This is a genomic window from Bradyrhizobium sp. USDA 10063, from assembly GCF_054063735.1.
Window position 1 is genome coordinate 2438972 of record NZ_JBSSGP010000002.1, and the last position, 18316, is coordinate 2457287.

At 64.0% G+C, this 18316-nt stretch carries 16 protein-coding genes; 10 read left to right on the forward strand and 6 right to left on the reverse strand.

Annotated features, from left to right (window positions below; genetic code table 11):
* Window positions 1-230: 230 nt before the first annotated feature.
* The 3 genes from ACVJGD_RS14020 to ACVJGD_RS14030 are packed head-to-tail and all read right to left on the reverse strand — an operon-like array spanning window position 231 to window position 4679.
* Window positions 231-548, reverse strand: a complete 318-nt coding sequence (locus tag ACVJGD_RS14020; RefSeq protein WP_456634887.1) for an efflux RND transporter periplasmic adaptor subunit — start codon at window positions 546-548, stop codon at window positions 231-233.
* Entirely contained in the window at window positions 484-1476 is a 993-nt protein-coding gene (locus ACVJGD_RS14025) for an efflux RND transporter periplasmic adaptor subunit (protein WP_456634888.1), read from the reverse strand. The genes ACVJGD_RS14020 and ACVJGD_RS14025 overlap by 65 nt, the downstream gene beginning before the upstream one ends.
* Window positions 1477-1490: 14 nt before the next feature.
* Window positions 1491-4679, reverse strand: a complete 3189-nt coding sequence (locus tag ACVJGD_RS14030; protein ID WP_456634889.1) for an efflux RND transporter permease subunit — start codon at window positions 4677-4679, stop codon at window positions 1491-1493.
* 232 nt (window positions 4680-4911) lie between these two features.
* Between ACVJGD_RS14030 and ACVJGD_RS14035 the strand changes: the two genes are divergently transcribed.
* Window positions 4912-5169: a hypothetical protein gene (locus tag ACVJGD_RS14035; protein WP_456634890.1), complete on the forward strand. Its 258-nt coding sequence runs from the start codon at window positions 4912-4914 to the stop codon at window positions 5167-5169.
* 336 nt (window positions 5170-5505) lie between these two features.
* Here ACVJGD_RS14035 and ACVJGD_RS14040 read toward each other — a convergent pair whose 3' ends face one another.
* A complete protein-coding gene (locus ACVJGD_RS14040) occupies window positions 5506-6897 on the reverse strand; it encodes an aminotransferase-like domain-containing protein (protein ID WP_456634891.1) in 1392 nt (463 codons plus the stop codon).
* A gap of 329 nt (window positions 6898-7226) precedes the next feature.
* On the opposite strand from ACVJGD_RS14040, the gene ACVJGD_RS14045 reads away from it, so the two are divergent.
* The 9 genes from ACVJGD_RS14045 (at window position 7227) to ACVJGD_RS14085 (ending at window position 16326) form a co-directional block, all read left to right on the forward strand.
* A complete protein-coding gene (locus ACVJGD_RS14045) occupies window positions 7227-7709 on the forward strand; it encodes an MSMEG_0572/Sll0783 family nitrogen starvation response protein (protein WP_130582573.1) in 483 nt (160 codons plus the stop codon).
* Between the two features lie 33 nt (window positions 7710-7742).
* Window positions 7743-8804 carry a Nit6803 family nitrilase gene (locus tag ACVJGD_RS14050; protein ID WP_456634892.1) on the forward strand — a complete coding sequence of 354 codons (1062 nt, stop codon included), beginning with the start codon at window positions 7743-7745 and terminating at the stop codon, window positions 8802-8804.
* Window positions 8713-9849: an MSMEG_0568 family radical SAM protein gene (locus ACVJGD_RS14055; RefSeq protein ID WP_456634893.1), complete on the forward strand. Its 1137-nt coding sequence runs from the start codon at window positions 8713-8715 to the stop codon at window positions 9847-9849. Before ACVJGD_RS14050 ends, ACVJGD_RS14055 begins: the two co-directional genes overlap by 92 nt.
* Window positions 9846-10394, forward strand: coding sequence for an MSMEG_0567/Sll0786 family nitrogen starvation N-acetyltransferase (locus ACVJGD_RS14060; protein ID WP_456634894.1), 549 nt, complete (start codon window positions 9846-9848; stop codon window positions 10392-10394). The genes ACVJGD_RS14055 and ACVJGD_RS14060 overlap by 4 nt, the downstream gene beginning before the upstream one ends.
* A 2-nt stretch (window positions 10395-10396) precedes the next feature.
* Window positions 10397-11380, forward strand: coding sequence for a sll0787 family AIR synthase-like protein (locus ACVJGD_RS14065; protein WP_456634895.1), 984 nt, complete (start codon window positions 10397-10399; stop codon window positions 11378-11380).
* The gene (locus ACVJGD_RS14070; RefSeq protein ID WP_456634896.1) at window positions 11377-12543 is read left to right on the forward strand and encodes an MSMEG_0565 family glycosyltransferase; all 1167 of its coding nucleotides are present in this window, start codon (window positions 11377-11379) and stop codon (window positions 12541-12543) included. The genes ACVJGD_RS14065 and ACVJGD_RS14070 overlap by 4 nt, the downstream gene beginning before the upstream one ends.
* Window positions 12536-12823: an MSMEG_0570 family nitrogen starvation response protein gene (locus ACVJGD_RS14075; protein WP_456634897.1), complete on the forward strand. Its 288-nt coding sequence runs from the start codon at window positions 12536-12538 to the stop codon at window positions 12821-12823. The genes ACVJGD_RS14070 and ACVJGD_RS14075 overlap by 8 nt, the downstream gene beginning before the upstream one ends.
* A gap of 9 nt (window positions 12824-12832) precedes the next feature.
* Window positions 12833-14116 (forward strand): MSMEG_0569 family flavin-dependent oxidoreductase, encoded by a 1284-nt coding sequence (locus tag ACVJGD_RS14080; protein ID WP_456634898.1) that lies wholly within the window; start codon window positions 12833-12835, stop codon window positions 14114-14116.
* Between the two features lie 1013 nt (window positions 14117-15129).
* Complete coding sequence (locus ACVJGD_RS14085; RefSeq protein WP_456634899.1) at window positions 15130-16326, forward strand: amidohydrolase family protein; 1197 nt, start codon at window positions 15130-15132, stop codon at window positions 16324-16326.
* Window positions 16327-16541: 215 nt separating this feature from the next.
* Here ACVJGD_RS14085 and ACVJGD_RS14090 read toward each other — a convergent pair whose 3' ends face one another.
* Together ACVJGD_RS14090 and ACVJGD_RS14095 are read right to left on the reverse strand one after the other, a co-directional pair.
* Window positions 16542-17738 (reverse strand): DUF1236 domain-containing protein, encoded by a 1197-nt coding sequence (locus tag ACVJGD_RS14090; RefSeq protein ID WP_456634900.1) that lies wholly within the window; start codon window positions 17736-17738, stop codon window positions 16542-16544.
* A 100-nt stretch (window positions 17739-17838) separates the two neighbouring features.
* Entirely contained in the window at window positions 17839-18294 is a 456-nt protein-coding gene (locus ACVJGD_RS14095; protein ID WP_456634901.1) for a MarR family winged helix-turn-helix transcriptional regulator, read from the reverse strand.
* Between the last annotated feature and the right edge of the window lie 22 nt (window positions 18295-18316).

The following is an 18316-nucleotide window of genomic DNA, read 5'->3' on the forward strand; positions in this document are numbered from 1 at the left end:
ATCATTCCGGAGGCCCAACTGCCACCGGGCCGCCAGGACCCACGGCGCCGCCAGCCTGCACTTCAGGTCAAGGATGCGCCCGCCTAACGGCCGCCTGGTCACCGCCTCGGGAGGGCAAGCGCGGTGAGGCCGCTCTTCAACCAAGATAGGCCCGGCAGCGGAACCACGCCATTAAATTGCATTTTAGGGAGGGATTTTACTGCCGATCCTGGCGAACCGGCGGAGAGGCATCAGGAAACGGCCTGGGTCCTCAAGGTCACACGGCTGCCGTCGGCGAGGTCGACAGACGGATTGAGGATCACCTTGTCGCCCGCCTTGACACCGCTATTGATCTCCACTTGCTGGCCGAGGTCACGCACGACGTTGACCTTGCGCAAGTGCACCACCCCGTTCTCGACCACGGCGACCTGCAGGCCGCCTTGATTGAAGATCATCGCATCCGCGGACACCTTGAAGCTCGGCGTCTTGCGTGGAATGCGCAGTTCAATCGTGCAGTAGATGCCTGGGGTAAGCGCGCCGTCCGGATTGGGGATATCGATCTCGGTCAACAGCGTTCGTGAGCCTGGCTGCAGCGCGTCGGCGATCCGCGTCACCTTGCCGGGGAAGGCGCGGTCGGGCAGTCGGTTCCGGAACATGCACGATGGCATCGATCCCCGGACGTACTCCGAACGCCGCATCCTGCGGAACAAACACCTGGGTGCGGATGACATTGCTCTGCATGATCGTGAACATGAACGTGCCGCTGGTTGCATCCGCCTGCACCAGGCTGCCGACGTCAATATTGCGCTGGGTGATCACGCCGTCAAAAGGCGCAACGACGTGCTGATAGATTTTCTGCTGATGCAACACTTGTAGCTGCGCTTCCTCGGCGACCACATTGGCCTGCGCGACCGAGACCGCGGCCTCCTGCGCCTTGAGCGTCTGGGAATCGATCGTTCCCTGCTGCGCGGTGAGCCAGCCCTTCTCCACCAGCGGCCTGTCGCGGTCCCAGGTCACCTTGGCCAGTTCCCTGTTGGCCTCCGCTTGCTGTAGGGCCGACCTGAGCTGACCGAGCGTCGCCTCGGCCTGCGCGATTTGGTGGTCGAGCTCCGGCGCAACAATCTCCGCCAGCAATTGCCCTTCCTTGACATGGTCACCGATATCAACCTCGCGCTTGGCGATATAGCCGCTGGCGCGCGCAAAGACGTTGGCCGCGGCAAAGGCGGAGGTGGTTGCCGGCAGATTCACGACGTCGATTCCGTCGCTGGGCTCGACAGTCGCCACACGAACATCCGGGACGAGATCGCGACGCTGCTCGGCGGTTGCCATGGTCTGGCGATATTGTGCGTAGTGGCTCCAGGCCCCAGACGCCAGCGCACCCGTTCCGATCAACCCCAGGGCAACGCCCGCAGTCCAGCCAATCCACCGCCTCGAACGGCCATGCCGCACCGGCGCCGGATCGCTCTTACGATCCTCGGGCGTCGGTTCGATCTTCAAAGGCCGATTGAAATTCATTCCAGCACCTCGTCGAATACCCCGTGATGTTTTTCGCCGTCGTTGCCCTTGCGCAGCATGGCAAACAGATAGGGCACCACCAGCAATGTCGTCGGCGTCGCAAACAGCAAGCCGCCGATCACCGCGCGCGCAAGCGCGGCATTCTGCTCTTCGCCGGCGGCCCCGATCGCCATTGGGATCATGCCCACGATCATTGCGGCTGCGGTCATCAGCACCGGACGGATCCTGGTGTGCCCCGCCTCGATCGCAGCTTCGAAGGCGGTCTTGCCGGCAAGCTGCTGCTCGCGGGCAAAAGTCACCAGCAGGATCGAGTTGGCCGATGCGACGCCCACCGCCATGATCGCTCCCATCAGCGACGGCACGTTAAGGGTCGTGCCGGTCACGAACAGCATGGTCAGGATGCCGCATAGCGTCGCAGGCAAGGCCAGGATGACGACGAATGGATCGCCGAAATTCTGATAGTTCACCACCATCAACATGTAGACAAAGACCGCGGCAAACAGCAGGCCGATGCCGAGATTGAGGAATGAGCTGTTCATGCTGTCGATCTGCCCGATCACCTGGATCGAGTTGCCTGGCTTGAGCTGCTTCTGCAGGTCAGCGACGCTATGGCTGATCTGGCTCGCGACGCCGCCGAGGTCACGGCCTTGGGTGCTGGCATAGATCTCGTAGACCGGCTGAATGTTGGCCTGGTTGGCGTTGGTCGGGACGCTGCCGCGCCTGAACGTGGCGACGTTGCTGAGCAGGCCGGGCACGGGCGTGTCTGTCATCGACGCCAGCGTCGTCGAAACCGGCGTATCGCCGAGATTGTTGACGGACGAAATCCTGCTCTCAGGCGTTTGCACCGCGATGTAATACGGAATGCCGGATTTGGGATCGGTCCAGAAATTCGGCTGCACCTGTTCGGACGAGCTCAGGCTGACATTGAGATTGGTGGCGATCGTGTTGGCGTTCAGGCCGAGCTGGGCCGCGCGGGTGCGGTCGATATCGACATAGAACGCGGGCGCGTTCACTTCCTGCTGCAGATGTGCATCCACCACGCCGGGAATCGCCGCGATGCGTTTCCGCAGTTCCTGTGCGACGCGCAGATTGTTGTCTTTGTCGTAGCCGACTGTTCGCACGTCGATCTGCGCCGGCAGCCCGAAATTGAGGATCTGCGTCACGATATCCGCCGCCTGGAAGTAGAACGTGTCCTCCGGGAAGGCCTTAGGCAGCTCCTCGCGCAGCTTGCGAACGTAGTTGGCGGTCGGTGCGTGACCTTCTTTGAGTGCCACCAGGATCACGCCGTCATTGACGCCGATGGTCGAGCCGTCGCTGAAGGCCAGATTATACGGCCGTGCCGGCAGTCCGATATTGTCGACGATCAGCTCGCGTTGATCGGCCGGGATGACTTCGCGGATCTTGTTCTCGACCTGCTGAAAGATACGCTCCGTCGCCTCGATCCTGGTCCCGGCCGGCGCGCGAACGTGAAGCTGGATCTGTCCGCCGTCGATCGCCGGGAAGAAGTCACGGCCGACCATCGGAAACATCACGCCACCCAGCAGCAGCACGAGCCCCATGCCGATCGGGATGATGAAGCGATGTCTCAGGAGTTCGGTGAGCCAGCGCGAATAGGCATGGCGTATGGCTTCAAAACCTCGTTCGAACGCCGCATGGAAACGGGCGAACAAGCCGGCCGCGGCGGCTCCCGGCGTGCCGTGATGCTCACCCTTGAGCAGAAGGCCGATCACGATCGGCGTCAGCGTTCGAGAGAGACCGTAGGAAGCCAGCATCGCAAACACGACGGCAAGGCCGAGCGGCGTGAACAGGTATTTTGCCGGTCCATCCAGGAACACCACGGAGGTGAAGACGCAGCTTATCGCGAGCGTCGAGACCAAGGTCGGCACGGCAATGCCGGCGGCGCCGTGCAGCGTCGCCTGCGGCAGCGGCATCCCCTCCTCGGTAAGCAGCCGATGAGTGTTCTCGATGGTGACCGTGGAGTCGTCGACGAGAATGCCGACCGCGAGCGCCAGCCCGCCGAGCGTCATCGTGTTCAACGTCTCGCCGAGGAAATAGAGCACGATCAGCGAAGCCAGGATCGAGAGCGGGATCGAGATCATGACCACCACCGTCGAGCGCCATGATCCCAGGAACAAGAGGATCATCAGCGCCGTCAGCGCCGCGGCGATCGCGCCCTCGCGCAACACGCCCGTGACCGAATCCTTCACGAACACCGACTGATCGAACAGTTCGTTGATCTGCATGCCCGGCGGCGCTGCAGCGCGCGCCGTCTGCAACGCCTGATGCACGGCATTGACCACGGAGAGCGTGGAAGCATTGCCGTTCTTGATGATGCTGAGCAGGACCGAGCGCCGGCCGTTCTGCCGCACGACATTCTGCTGCACCAGCCAGCCGTCATGCACCTGCCCGACATCCTTGACGAACACGGTCGCGCCGTTCACCACCTTGATCGGGATATTGTTGAGGTCGTCGATGCTCGGCGGCGTCGCATTGGTGCGGACGGCGTATTGCGTCTTGCCGAACTTCGCCGTGCCCGCGGGCAATGTCAGGTTTTGGGTATTGACGGCATTCACCACGTCGAGCGGCGTCAATCCCTTGGCGAGCAGCTTCTCCGGATCGATATCGACCATGATCTGGCGGTACTTGCCGCCCGCGGGCGTCGGCAGCGTGATGCCGGGGATCGGTGCCAGTTGCTGGCGGATCCGGTAGATGCCGTAGTCATAGAGCTGCTGCTCGCTCAACGTGTCGGAGCTCAAGCTGATCTGCAGCACCGGAACGCTTGAGGCATTGAATTGCACCACCACCGGCGGCTGGATCCCCGCCGGCATCAGCGCGCGGATCGAGTTGGTGGCGGAGACGATCTGGGCGATGGCGAGGTCGAGATTGACGTCAGGCTGGAAGTAGATCTTCTGCACCGAGAGCCCCGCCATCGTCTGGGCTTCGATGTTCCTGATGCCGTTGACGTTGGAGCTGATCGAATACTGGCTGTAGGTGGTGACACGCTGCTCCATCTCGGGCGTGCTGAGCCCGGTGTAGCTCCAGATCACCGTCACCACGGGGATGTTGATTTCCGGAAAGATGTCCGTCGGCATCTTGTAGCTGGCGACGGCACCCAGAAACAGGATCAGCGCGGCGACCACATAGAATGTATGTGGAAACCGCAGAGCGAAGCGAACGATACCCATAGTCAGTCCTTAACCGCGCGCCGCCCTGCTGGTCCTCACACAACCCGGCGGCGCGCCTATCTCAATTGCACCTGCACAACGTGGTCAGGATCGGATGTCGCCCCGGGGCGCCTGGCCCGCCCAGGCTGCACTCGCTCCGCCAAGGCGTGCGCCGGCGAGCAGCGCGAGAGCCGATAGCCTGATTGTTTCCGCCCCTATTGCATATGCATCGTATGATGAGACATCGCGTCCGGTGAATGTGGCCGCCGTCGCGAATGAGATCACGCGTTTGCGAGCGAAAGAACGTGAGAGCACAATCACACATGCCTCCAAGCAAAAACTGCCGCTGCGTGGAGCGATCCACGGCCCGACCTCTTCCGTTTCCGAATACCTGGTGGATGGTCCGCCCGAACAAGCCAAAAGACGTCGTGTCGCCGACGCCATCCTAGGTGGCGGTCGAACATCCCATTCTCAATTAAAAAACGATTTAAGCTTCGACGGTGCCGATTGAATGTCGGATCGATGTGTTTAGGCATCAACAAACTGCTACGGTCAGCCAACATTCGGTGATGACGCGGATCGCGGCGCTCAAGATCCGGTGAGCCGGCCAGGACTTTCTCCTCACGCGATGACACCGCGTCGAGAATCGCGCGGGCCGACTCTCAATCAAGCTATGCGCAGGAGGCCGATCTGTTCATTCGATTGTGACTGTGGACCTTCGCGCCTGTGATTGCGAGCGCCCGTCTTCCTATGCGGCAGAACAGGCTGGCCGGACGATCGCACATCGCAGCGCTTGTTGTTTTGGGCTATCCGTGGCCACAGATTGGTTGCGCTGATTTCAACGAGGTCAGAGAAAAGACGACGCCAGAGCCGGGCTCTCGGCGAGCGCGTGCGCGGTATATTCCAGCGCGCTCCTGACCTGCTGTCGACTGACGGGACCGCCGAGACATATTCTCACTGCCTCCGGCGGCGATCCGTTGACGACGAATGCATCGCTCGCGACGACACCGATGCCGGTCGATCGCATGTGCTCGACAAATGCCGTGCGCGTCCACGGCGCGGGCAGTGGGACCCAGATGTTGAAGCTGAGCGGATCCCCGCGATAGGAGCCCTTCGGCAATATCTCCGCCGCCAACCGCTGCCGCGCCGACGTCTCCGTGCGGATGAACCGCAAGATCGTGTCCGCGGTGCCGTCCTCGATCCAGCGCGTCACCAGCGACACCGTGAGCGGCGAGGCCATCACCGTTGCTGCACGAAGCGCGGAGGCGAACGGCCAGGCCGAACGCGTATCGGGGACCACGACATAGGCCGCGCGCAATCCGGCGCCGATACATTTCGCGAGGCCCGCGACATGCCAGGTGAGATCGGGCGCAATCGCAGCAAACGGCGCGTGGCCGTGACCATGTTCGGGGATGAAGCCATAGGCATCGTCCTCGACGATCGGCAACTTGTAGCGCCGTGCGATCGTCGTGACGATCTCGCGCCGCCGCGGATCGGGAATCGTCAGCGTCGTCGGATTTTGCAGCGTCGGATTGAGATAGATCGCCTTCGGCTTCAACTTTTTGCAAGCGTCGGTCAAGGCCTGCGGCTCGATGCCGTCATCGTCCATCGGCAGGCCCACCAGCGTGATGCCAAGCTGCGCGGCGATCGATCGTATGCCGGGATAGGTGATGGCTTCGCACAGCACGACCTCGCCCGGCTTCGCGAGGATGGAGAGGATGCCAAGCAGCGCCGGGTGCGCGCCAGGCGACACGAAGATGCGGCTCTGCGCCGGCACCAGCGCGCGCCGGCCGAGCCAGCTCGACGCCGCATCCTTGTCTGCCTGGGTGCCGCCGAATCCCTGGTAGCGCAACAGCGAGACGACATCGCGCATGATGTAGTCCGCCCCCGCCTGCATCCGCGCGATCAAGTCGGGGTCATCGGGCTCGGGCGGCAGATTCATCGAGAGGTCGACCGGCCGCGGCGGGAAGGCCTGCACTGAGCGTCGCGGCCGCGGCTTATCGCGCACGAAAGTTCCCTGCCCGACTTTGGATTCGATCAGCCCGCGTTTCTGCGCTTCAACATAGCCGCGCGCCACCGTCGTGAAGTCGATGTCGAGGCGTTTGGCCAGTTTGCGCTGCGGCGGCAATCGGTCGCCGATGACAAGTTTCCCGGCGGCGATATCATCGGCGATGGCGTCGGCAATCGCGAGATAGCGCGGCTTGTCACTATTGGAGAGGTCGGGTCGCCAGTCGGTCATTTGCGGGATCTAGCTAAGTGAACGCAAATTGACCGTACATTGTTGCATGGCGTCTCGCAATTAGGTTCGACGTACTGTCATTCTTTCTGCGACGCACGACGAAAGGGCCTGCATAACAATCGAGCGTGCTGCATAGCGCTGCGAGGCAGCTTTTTCTGAAGGCAGAGGAACAATCCCTACGGTCCCGTCGGATATCCAGTCAATATTGATTGGATATATGACTGCATATTGAATGCGCTGATGATTTATCGTGCAAAAGGCGTTTGGCACATTGATTGCAAATCCTGAAATCGAATCCGGGAGGCCGGACGAGAGCAGGAGGTGCACAAATGCCCGCAGTAACGATGCCCGCACGACAGAAAGGCGATTTTCTTGTCGATTATGAGGAGAAGGTTTTCGAGGACGTCAAAGCCAAGCCCGGCGAGAAGGCGCTGGTGACGTTCCACACCGTCGCGTTCGAGGGCTCGATCGGTCTCGTGAATATCCTTCAGGCGCTTCGGCTCAAGCGAAAGGGTTTTGACACCTCGATCCTGCTCTACGGTCCGGGCGTCACGCTCGGCGTCCAGCGCGGTTTCCCCAAGATCGGCGACGAGGCCTTCCCCGGCGCGCAGAACTTCAACAACCAACTCGCAAAATTCATGGACGAAGGCGGCAACGTCTACGCCTGTCGCTTCGCCCTGCAGGCGCTGTACGGTCATGGCGAGCCGTCGCTGATCCCCGGCATCCGGCCGATCAACCCGCTCGATGTGCTGGACCTGATCCTGATCCACCGCAACGACAACGCCTTCATGCTCCACACCTGGACGCTCTGAGTCAGCCCGAGCGAGCGGACGAGGGAGGAGACCGTGACAGCGAAACGCATCGTCAAGGCTGCGGCGATCCAGATCGCGCCTGATCTGGAGACGCCGAGTGGAACCGTCGATCGGATCCTGGCTGCCATCGCGGAAGCGGCCGGCAAGGGTGTCCAGTTCGCCGTGTTTCCGGAAACGCTGGTTCCCTGGTATCCGTATTTTTCCTTCGTCCGCGCGCCGGTCCTGAGCGGCGCCGAGCATATCCAGCTCTACAACAACGCCGTCGTGGTGCCGGGCCCTGTGACCGACGCCATCGCACAAGCCGCCAAGCGTCATGCCATGGTGATCGTGCTCGGCGTCAACGAGCGCGATCACGGCTCCCTCTATAATGCGCAACTGATATTCGACGCGAACGGCGCGATCGCGCTGAAGCGTCGCAAGATCACGCCGACCTTCCACGAGCGCATGATCTGGGGCCAGGGCGACGGCGCCGGATTGAAGGTGGTCGATACCGCCGTCGGCCGCGTCGGCGCGCTCGCCTGCTGGGAGCACTACAATCCCCTCGCCCGCTACGCGCTGATGGCGCAGCACGAGGAGATTCACGCGGCGCAATTTCCGGGCTCGCTGGTCGGGCAGATCTTTGCCGACCAGATCGAGGTGACGATCCGCCACCACGCGCTCGAAAGCGGATGCTTCGTCGTCAACGCCACCGGCTGGCTGAGCGAAGAGCAGATCGCGAAGATCTCGCCGGACGAAGGCCTGCGCAAGGGCCTGCGCGGCGGCTGCATGACCGCGATCATCTCGCCGGAAGGCAATCACCTCGTCCCGCCGCTCACCAGCGGCGAAGGAATCCTGATCGCCGATCTCGACATGGCTCTGATCACCAAGCGCAAGCGGATGATGGACTCGGTCGGCCACTACGCCAGGCCAGAACTGCTCTCGCTCGTGCTCAACGACCAGCCGGCGCGTCCGATGCACGGCCTTCACCCCAATCGCCTCATGCCCAATCCGGGAGATGTCTCCGATGACACAGCAGACGCCGCACGAACACCTCAAGGCGATGCCGACCGAGCAGCTGATCAACGAGTTGCAGTCCTTCGGAGTACGCCTCGCTGATCCCAGGAACGGCGGCGTCAGCCGCCGCGGCGGCGCCGGCCCGTCCGACCACACGCCGTTCACCATCGATGGCTCCACGGTGATGGTGCCGGTCCATAACGCGCCGGCCTTCGAGAGCCCCTATCTGGTCGAGCGGCCCGATGCCGCCGGCCGCAGCCGCATCGCGCGCGACGGCATCGTGCTGGCCGATGTCTCGTTCCCGCTGCGGCCGAAATTCTACGAGCTCTCTACCGCCGACGGCATTCCCTATTCCAAGATCGCGACGCTGCATGGGCGCGACGTGCTCGCCACCACAGTGCTGCAGACCTGCATCCGCTATCAGAGCCGCACCAAGACCTGCCAGTTCTGCGCGATCGGCCAGTCGCTCGCGGCCGGACGCACGGTCGAGCGCAAGACGCCGGCGCAGCTTGCCGAGGTCGCCAAGGCCGCTGTCGAACTCGACGGTATCAGCCACATGGTGATGACCACAGGCACGCCGCCTACCCCCGATCGCGGCGCCGCGATCCTTGCCGACAGCGCCACTGCGGTCAAAGCCGCGGTCGACCTGCCGATCCAGGCGCAGTGCGAACCGCCGGATGACTTCGCCTGGTTCGGCCGCATGAAGGATGCCGGCGTCGACGCGCTCGGCATGCATCTGGAAGTCATCGGCACCGACGTGCGGCAACGGATCATGCCAGGCAAAGCCCAGGTCTCCATCGACGACTATTTCGAAGCCTTTGCGGCGGCGGTGCCGGTGTTCGGCCGCGGCCAGGTCTCGACCTACATCCTCGCCGGCCTCGGCGACAGCCCGGCGGAGATTCTCGCCACCTCGCAGCGACTGATCGACATCGGCGTCTATCCCTTCGTTGTTCCGTTCGTGCCGATCGCCGGCACGCCGCTGGAGAGTCATCCAACCCCTCCTCCTTCTTTCATGCACGAGATCCTGCGGCCGCTGGCGGACATGCTGCGGGACGGGGGCTTGCGCGCTTCCGACATCAAGGCGGGCTGCGGCAAGTGCGGCGCCTGCTCGGCGCTCTCGACCTACGAGCGGAGGGCGATCGCATGATCTTCGAGTCCTTCAAGCCGTTCATTGCGCCGGAATTCCAGGTGAAGTTCGCCACCGAATCCTGGGAGAAGGTCGCCGCGGCATCGTTGCGCCGGAAGGTGTTTTGCGAGGAGCAGCACATCTTTACTGCTGACGATCGTGACGCGACCGACGACTTCGCCATTCCGCTGGTGGCGGTATCGCTGCTCGGCGTAGCGGAAGATGACGTTGTCGGCACCGTGCGTATTCACCCTGATGACCATGAGCCAGACGTCTGGTGGGGATCGCGGCTGGCGGTTGCGACGAGCTATCGCCGGCTGAGCGCGGTCGGCGCCGGCCTGATCCGGCTGGCGGTGTCGTCGGCGCACGCGCGCGGCTGCCGGCGCTTCCTCGCCAATGTGCAGAGCCAGAATGCGCTGCTGTTCCAGCACATGCACTGGCGCTCGCTCGGCGAGCTCGAATTGCACGGCCGGCCGCATCACCGCATGGAGGCCGACCTCGATCATTATCCGCCATTCCGGACTCCTGAGACAGGCTTCCTGTCGCTGGCGAAACTGGCGGCCTGATCATGCTCTCCGGCGTCGCCATCGATCAGCTTGCGGAACGGCTGCGGCAGAGCCGCGGCATCGCCGCCAAGGGCGACATCGCCGCGGTGGCCGCCGCGCTCGACCTGTCGTGCGATCAAATGATCCCGGTGGGCGACGACTGCGCGGCGATCCCCGATGGTGACGGCTACCTCCTGTTTGCCATCGAAGGCTTCATGAACGAGTTCGTCGCCGCCGATCCATGGTTCGCCGGCTGGTGCGGCGCGATGGTCAACATCTCCGATGTCGCGGCGATGGGCGGCCGGCCCACCGCTATCGTCAACGCGATCTGGTCCAACGGCGCGGATGCCGCCGCGCCGATCCTCGCCGGCTTGAAGGCGGCGGCGAAGGCGTTCGGCGTGCCCGTTATCGGCGGCCACACCAATGTCCGCAGCACCCAGAGCCAGTTCGCGGTCGCGATCCTCGGCCGCGCCAGGCGGCTGCTGACGAGCTTCGATGCGAGGCCGGGCGACAAGCTCGTAGCCGCGATCGATCTGCGCGGCCGCTACCGCGAGCCGTTCGCGAACTGGGAAGCCGCAACCGACGCGCCGCCAGGACGGTTGCGCGGCGACATCGAGATCCTGCCGTCGCTCGCCGAGTCCGGGCTTGCGTGCGCAGCCAAGGACATCAGCCAGGGCGGCATCGTCGGCACCGCCGCGATGCTCGCCGAGTGCTCGCAGGTGGCGCTCGCGCTCGATCTCGACACGATACCGATTCCGGACGGCGTTACGCTCGAACGCTGGCTGCAGACCTTTCCGAGCTTCGGCTATCTGCTGTCGGTCAAGCCCGAGCATGTCGACGAAACCCTGGCGCGCTTCCGCCGGCGCGGCATCGCCGCTGCGTCCGTCGGCGACGTGATGGCCGGGACCACGGTCGACATTCGTGCCGGCTCCGACCGCGCGACAGTGTGGGATTTCGCACAGCGGGCCTTGATCGGCTGCGGCCCCGCCCAGCGGAGCGTCGCATGACCGCTTCATCGCCACGCCTCCGCATCGCCATCCTGACCCACTCGACCAACGCGCGCGGCGGTGTCGTGCACGCACTCGAACTTGCCGACGCCTTGACGAGGCTCGGTCATGTCGCCGTCGTGCATGCGCCCGATCGCACCGGCAAGGGCTTCTTCCGTTCCAGCATCGCACCGACCGTATCGGTGCCGGCCTCGGCGGCCTCGGGCGACGTCACGTCGATGGTGGAAACGCGCATCGCGGACTATGTGCGGCATTTCGAGAATCCCGCGCATCGGCAGTTCGACGTCTACCATGCCCAGGACGGCATCTCCGGCAACGCGCTGGCGACGCTGAAGCAGCGCGGGCTGATCCAGAGTTACGTCCGCACCGTGCATCATGTCGACGATTTCAGCGACGCGCGGCTGCGGCAGCTCGACCAGCGCTCGATCGTTCTCGCCGATCAGCTCTTCGTCGTCAGCCGGATGTGGCAGGAGCGGCTGAGGATCGAACTCTCCTGCACGTCGACGCTGGTCGGCAACGGCGTCGACACCAGCCGCTATTCGCCGGTCGCCACTGCCGCCGACAGCACATTGCGCGCCCGTCTCGGGCTTCGCGAGGGGCCGGTGCTGCTTTCGATCGGAGGCGTCGAGCAGCGCAAGAACACCCACGCCATCCTCGATGCGTTCTGCCAGATTCACGCCGTCCACCGCTCCGCGCAGCTCGTGATCGCCGGCGGCGCCTCGCTGCTCGACCATGACGCTTATCAGCAGCAATTCCGGCTGCGACTTCAGGATGCCGGCCTGCCGACAGGCGCGGTGATCGAAACCGGGCCGCTTGCCGACGCCGAGATGCCATCGCTCTATCGGCTTTCGGACGCGCTGGTCTTTCCATCGCTGCGCGAAGGCTTTGGCCTCGTCGTGCTCGAAGCGATGGCGAGCGGCGTCCCCGTGATCGTCTCGCACATCCCGCCCTTCACCGAATATCTCGGCGATGACGACGTCGCCTGGTGCGATCCGCATCATGCCGGCTCGATCGCCAATGCCGTCATTAGCGCGCTGTCCGAACCGCTTCGCTCCCGCCTCGCCGCGAACGGACGCATGATCGCCGAACGCCACGATTGGAGCCGCACTGCAGAGGCGCACCTTCCGACCTATCACGGCATGAGCGAGGTGCATTATGCCTGAAATGCGCTTCCTTGTGCGCTGGCCGGATGAAAGCATCGAAGCCTGCTACTCGCCTTCGCTCGTGATCAAGGACCATCTCGCCGTCGGCGTGACCTACCCGCTCGCCGATTTCAAGGAACGCAGCCGCACCGCGCTGACGATTGCAGCGGAGCGGGTCCGCGAGAAATACGGCTTCCGCTGCACGCGCGCGCTCGGTCAGCTCGCCCGGATCGAGGAAACCGCTGGCCGGTTCGAAGCCACGCCAGGGGCCTCCGTCACCATTGTTTCGTTCGAAGAATAACAGGAGCTCATGATGTCTGATCTCGACTCTTACTACCCGGTCGTCGTGATCGGCGGCGGACAGGCCGGCCTTGCGATGAGCGCGCAGCTCAGCCGGCACGATATCAACCACGTTGTGCTGGAGAAGAACAGCATCGCCCATTCCTGGAAGACGCAGCGCTGGGACGCGTTCTGCCTGGTGACGCCGAACTGGCAGTGCCAGCTCCCCGGCTTTCCTTATGCCGGCAACGATCCACACGGCTTCATGCCGCGCGAGGAGATCGTCGCCTATATCGAGGACTATGCGAGGCACATCAAAGCTCCGGTCCGTGAAGGCGTTGCGGTCGTCAGGCTGAAACAGGCAGGCGGAAGGTTCCTGCTCGAGACGACCGCGGGCGAGATCGCTGCTGATAGCGTCGTGCTTGCGGTCAGCGGATATCACGTTCCGAGGATTCCCGAGTTTGCGGAGCGGCTGGACCCGGCCATCACGCAGATCCATTCGTCCGCCTATCGTAATCCGGCGCAGTTGCCGGCGGGCGAGATCTTCGTCGTCGGCAGCGGCCAATCCGGCTGCCAGATCGCCGAGGATCTGCATCTCGCCGGTCGCAAGGTTCATCTCGCGGTGGGAAGTGCGCCGCGCTGTCCCCGCTTCTATCGCGGACGCGACGCCGTCGACTGGCTGGATGATCTCGGGCAGTATGATCTGCCGGTCGATCAGCATCCGCTGCGGGAAAGGGTTCGCAGGAATGCCAACCACTATCTCACCGGTCGCGACGGCGGCCGCGACGTCGACCTGCGCAAGTTCGCGCTCGAAGGCATGAAGCTCTATGGGCGCCTGAAGGATGTGCGTGGCACCACCTTGGCTCTTGGTGATGATCTGCAGACCAATCTCGACAATGCCGATCGGGTCTACAACGGCATCTGCAGCCTGATCGACGATCACATCACCAGGAACAAGATCGATGCGCCGCTGACGCCGCACTACGCGCCCGTGTGGTCGCCCTCCACTATTCCGACGGAGCTCGACCTTGCGGCTGCCGGCATCACCGGCATCATCTGGACCACCGGCTTTCGTTCGGACTGGTCGTGGGTGGATTTGCCGATGTTCGACGGCGCGGGTTACCCCACGCACAAGCGCGGCATCACCTCGGTCGATGGCGCCTATGTGATCGGCCTGCCCTGGCTTTACACCTGGGGCTCCGGCCGGTTCGTCGGCATCGGACGCGACACGGAGTTCGTGGCGGATCACATCGTGGGGCGACGGAACGCGGTGCGGGAGAATGCGGTTCGCGAACGGGCGCATGCTTGCGCTTGACGCGGCGGGTTAGAGGAAGCCTGTTTTCTGCCGTCGTCATTGCGAGCGCAGCGAAGCAATCCACGATCCACAAGCGGCGCGATGGATTGCTTCGCTGCGCTCGCAATGACGTGGGGAGAGGTTCTGATTCAATTGTCAAACAGCTCTCCGCTGTCATCGTCCGCGAAAGCGGACGATCCAGTATTCCAGAGGCGGCAGTGCGTGAGCCGAGAGGCCGCCGGATACTGGATGCCCCGCCTGCGCGGGGCATGACGGTGTGGTGAGGAGATGTGAGCTCGCGTTCTCGCGGCGCGTTGCGCCCGAGCTTTGCGTCACTTTCCGCCCTCTCATCAATCAGAGGGCGCAGGGAAAGCCGGGTGCCGGTTGCACCCGTGGGCCCCGTGCAACAAAAAGCACGGGGGTAGGACCACAGGTCAACCGAAGCAACTCCGGCTTTCCCTGCGCGATGGTTTACGGCTTACTTCGTGCTCTTCCCGGTGACCGGGCTTTCTTGCCACCGTCATCTCTTGCGTGAATTTGTTCACGCAAAAAACTTAGCGCCAGCGTCGGGGCGCCAGAACCACACGACTTCGCCGTCCGCGAGTGCCACGCTCGTCAGTCGTGACACTCTCGTCCACCGCATCCCACCGCAACGTTCGTGACGATCGCGAGCCGCCCCTCATTCGGGTGAGACGCGCGGAGTTAAATCACTGATTTGCCCGACGACGGAAGCGGAATGTTTTTTGTGCGAGGGCTGGACAGACTTTTGGCTGATTTGCCCGTCGGGTTGAAATGTCGCACCCAAAGCAGCCACATCGTCGTTGCGAGCGCAGCGAAGCAATCCATCTCCCCGCTTGCTGCGGCATGGATTGCTTCGCTGCGCTCGCAATGACGGCGGGCTCGGACCGCCACACTCTCGGCAAAGGGGCTTTTCGACGACGATCATTCGTGTACTAATAAACAATCCGACTTGATCGAAGCGTCGAGCCGCGGGCACAATGCGCGGCGACGGCATTGAGCGAAAAGGACAGAGCATGGCCCACGATGCACCCCAGGCGACCGGACCGAGCAAGCTGGTGATCCGCAATATCGGGCTGTTGCTCTCGGGCGCGCTGGAGAGGCCGATCCTCGATGCCGACACCATCGTGGCCGAGAACGGCAAGATCACAGCCATCGGCCGCGCCAAGGATGTCGACACCGAAGGCGCCACCACCATCGTGGATGCCAACGGCACGACGGTGGCGCCCGGGCTGATCGACAGCCACGTCCACCCCGTGGCAGGCGACTGGACGCCGCGGCAGAACCAGATCAACTGGATCGACAGCTATCTGCATGGCGGCGTCACCACCATGATCTCCGCGGGCGAGGTGCACATGCCGGGCCGGCCGCGCGATGTCGTGGGCCTGAAGGCGATGGCGGTGTTCGCGCAGCGCGCATTCTGGACGCTCAGGCCCGGCGGCGTGAAGGTTCACGCCGGGGCGCCGGTGATCGAATGCGAGATGGTGGAAGAGGACTTCAAGGAGATGGCCGCCGCCGGCGTCAAGCTGCTCGGCGAGGTTGGCCTTGGCGGCGTGAAGGACGGCCCGACCGCTCGGAAGATGGTGGGATGGGCGCGCAAATACGGCATCCAGAGCACGATCCACACCGGCGGACCTTCAATTCCGGGTTCTGGACTGATCGACAAGGATGTCGTGCTGGAGGCCGACACCGACGTGGTCGGCCATATCAATGGCGGCCACACCGCCCTGCCCGACGACCAGATCCGCTGCATCTGCGAGGGCTGCAAGCGCGGCCTCGAACTGGTTCACAACGGCAATGAGCGCTCGGCGCTATACACGCTGCGCACCGCGCGCGAGATGGGCGATCTTCACCGCGTCATCCTCGGCACCGACGCGCCCGCCGGCTCCGGCGTACAGCCGCTCGGGATCCTGCGCATGGTCTCGATGCTGTCCTCGCTCGGCGAACTCCCGGCAGAGATCGCTTTCTGCCTCGCCACCGGCAATACGGCGCGGATGCGGGAGCTGGATTGCGGGCTCATCGAAGTCGGACGCGCGGCCGACTTCGTGCTGATGGACAAGGCGCAGCATTCGCCGGGCAAGAACATCCTGGAAAGCGTGCAGCTTGGCGATTTGCCGGGCGTCGGCATGACCATCATCGACGGCATCGTCCGCACCCAGCGCAGCCGGAATACGCCGCCGGCAGGCAAGGTGCCGGAGATCGTGGGACGGTAATCTATCGCCGTCATTGCGAGGAGCGAAGCGACGAAGCAATCCATGCCTCCGCACGAGTGGAGAGATGGATTGCTTCGCTTCGCTCGCAATGACGGGACAGATGGCCAGTGCCGTAGGGTGGGCAAAGCGGAGCGTGCCCACCATCACGAGTGGAACGCTGGATGGTGGGCACGGCGCTGCGCGCCTTTGCCCACCCTACGGGTTCGCTCGCACCATCAGTCGATCACCTGCACGATCTTCTGCTGCTGCGGATCGACCAGCACGATCTGGTCGCCGACGGCGAGATAGCGATAGTTGCCGAGATCGGGATTGTTGCGCACCATTTCCTCCGGCACGGGCTGCAGCGACAGGCAGTTCGACGCCGACATTCCGCCCGAGGGCGTCGTCGAGCCGACCGTGGTCGAAGAACCTCGCGCCAACGTCCTGAACCTCGTGCGCATGTCGTCGCTGATGACGATACGCTCGCGGCCATAGGCTGCGGCGCCACCATAGCCCGGCCCTTCGTCAAGGATGTCGACGACTTCGCGCCGCCGCGGATCAACGATGACGACCCGGTCGTCGACGAGCGTGTAATCGTAATCGCGATATTGCGGAGCGATCCGCACGATGTCGGCCGGCAGCCGGTGGGGCTGGATGCTCGGCGGCAGCCGCTGGCCGATATTGACGCTCACATTGGAGGTCCGGGTCGCCGTTCGCTCGCTCCGTAGCTGATTCACGATCTGCTTGCGCTGGTCGTCATTGATACCAGCGGCGCGCTGACCGGTCTGTCCGGGCGCCTGGCCGGTCTTGGTGCCCTGGTCCTGGGTGGTGTCGCTCGGCCGTGACGTCTGCTGCTGCGTGGACGTGCCAGGGGGCTGGGCCGCCTGATCGCGCTGATCCCTGCGGTCGCGGTCCATCTGCTGCTGACTCTGCTGTTTGGTATCGGCAGGCTGCCTGGTGTCCTGCGCGCGGTCGCGTCTGGTCCGGTCCTCGCGACCTCGCTGCTGTTCGGTGGCCTGATCGGAATCACGGCTGCGCTGCTCGTCCCTGCTCTGCTGCTTCGTGCTCGCCGCCGGACGATCGCGACGATCCTGATCCTGACTTTGCCGGGTGGGCTCCCTGCTCTCACGCCCTTGCGGCTCCTGCGCCTGCTTACTCCGTTCAGCCGGCGACGGACCCTCGCCGCGTTGCATGTCCTTGGCGCCGCCCTTCTGCTCGGATTGGGCGCGCCCCTTCGCGCGATCGGCCGCGCCGGGGCGCTCGGTCTCCCTGGACTGGGCGCCCGAACGATCCATGTCTTTCGACTGGGCCGCCGGCGTCTGTGCGCGCGGGCTCTCCTCGCGCTTCTGCGATTGATCGGGCGCCTGCGCGATGGCCGCTCCGGCACCGATCGTCAAGGCAATTGCCGTTGTGTAAAGCCAATTGATCCTCATTGGGGGAACTCCTGTTGGTTCCCCCTGCCCGCCTCTTGATTGTTGCAATGTGGGCCGCCGGGTTTTGTTCCGCCGACAATCAAGCGTGGCGCGGGACGGTTCAGCGCAGCTTGCTGAGCAGCGCGATCAATAGCTCCCGCTCCTTGCCATCGAGTGGCGCCAGCGTTTCCCTGGTGATCGCCAGCGCGTTCGGCGCGGCTTTTTCGACCGTCTGCTGGCCGGCGCGGGTCAGGCTGACGAGGAGGCGACGGCCGTCCTCGGGATCAGCACTGGTCTCGGTCAGGCCGCGCGCGGTGAGGCGGTCGATCACGCCCTTGATGGTGGCGACATCCATCGCCGTCAGCCGGCCGAGCTGGTTCTGCGAGCACGCCCCGGTCTCAGCGAGCTTCGACAGCGCCGCCCATTGCGGCGAAGTCAGGTCGACGCCGATCTCGCGGGCGAAGATGGTGGCGTGGCGCTGCCAGACCTGGCGCAGCAGGAAGCCGATCTGCTCGTCCAGAATGTAGGTCGTCTTCTGTGGCTTCGGATTGCGTTTTGCGACCCCATTTCTGGCCATTGCACTCCCCTCCCTGCCGCCG

Excerpts from the sequence above, each read along its gene's own strand:
- ACVJGD_RS14060 (WP_456634894.1), top strand. The coding sequence starts at position 9,846 with ATGATCTTCGAGTCCTTCAAGCCGTTCATTGCGCCGGAATTCCAGGTG.
- ACVJGD_RS14080 (WP_456634898.1), top strand. The coding sequence starts at position 12,833 with ATGATGTCTGATCTCGACTCTTACTACCCGGTCGTCGTGATCGGCGGC.
- ACVJGD_RS14075 (WP_456634897.1), top strand. The coding sequence starts at position 12,536 with ATGCCTGAAATGCGCTTCCTTGTGCGCTGGCCGGATGAAAGCATCGAA.
- ACVJGD_RS14045 (WP_130582573.1), top strand. The coding sequence starts at position 7,227 with ATGCCCGCAGTAACGATGCCCGCACGACAGAAAGGCGATTTTCTTGTC.
- ACVJGD_RS14085 (WP_456634899.1), top strand. The coding sequence starts at position 15,130 with ATGGCCCACGATGCACCCCAGGCGACCGGACCGAGCAAGCTGGTGATC.
- ACVJGD_RS14070 (WP_456634896.1), top strand. The coding sequence starts at position 11,377 with ATGACCGCTTCATCGCCACGCCTCCGCATCGCCATCCTGACCCACTCG.
- ACVJGD_RS14040 (WP_456634891.1), bottom strand. The coding sequence starts at position 6,897 with ATGACCGACTGGCGACCCGACCTCTCCAATAGTGACAAGCCGCGCTAT.
- ACVJGD_RS14055 (WP_456634893.1), top strand. The coding sequence starts at position 8,713 with ATGACACAGCAGACGCCGCACGAACACCTCAAGGCGATGCCGACCGAG.
- ACVJGD_RS14065 (WP_456634895.1), top strand. The coding sequence starts at position 10,397 with ATGCTCTCCGGCGTCGCCATCGATCAGCTTGCGGAACGGCTGCGGCAG.
- ACVJGD_RS14095 (WP_456634901.1), bottom strand. The coding sequence starts at position 18,294 with ATGGCCAGAAATGGGGTCGCAAAACGCAATCCGAAGCCACAGAAGACG.
- ACVJGD_RS14090 (WP_456634900.1), bottom strand. The coding sequence starts at position 17,738 with ATGAGGATCAATTGGCTTTACACAACGGCAATTGCCTTGACGATCGGT.
- ACVJGD_RS14030 (WP_456634889.1), bottom strand. The coding sequence starts at position 4,679 with ATGGGTATCGTTCGCTTCGCTCTGCGGTTTCCACATACATTCTATGTG.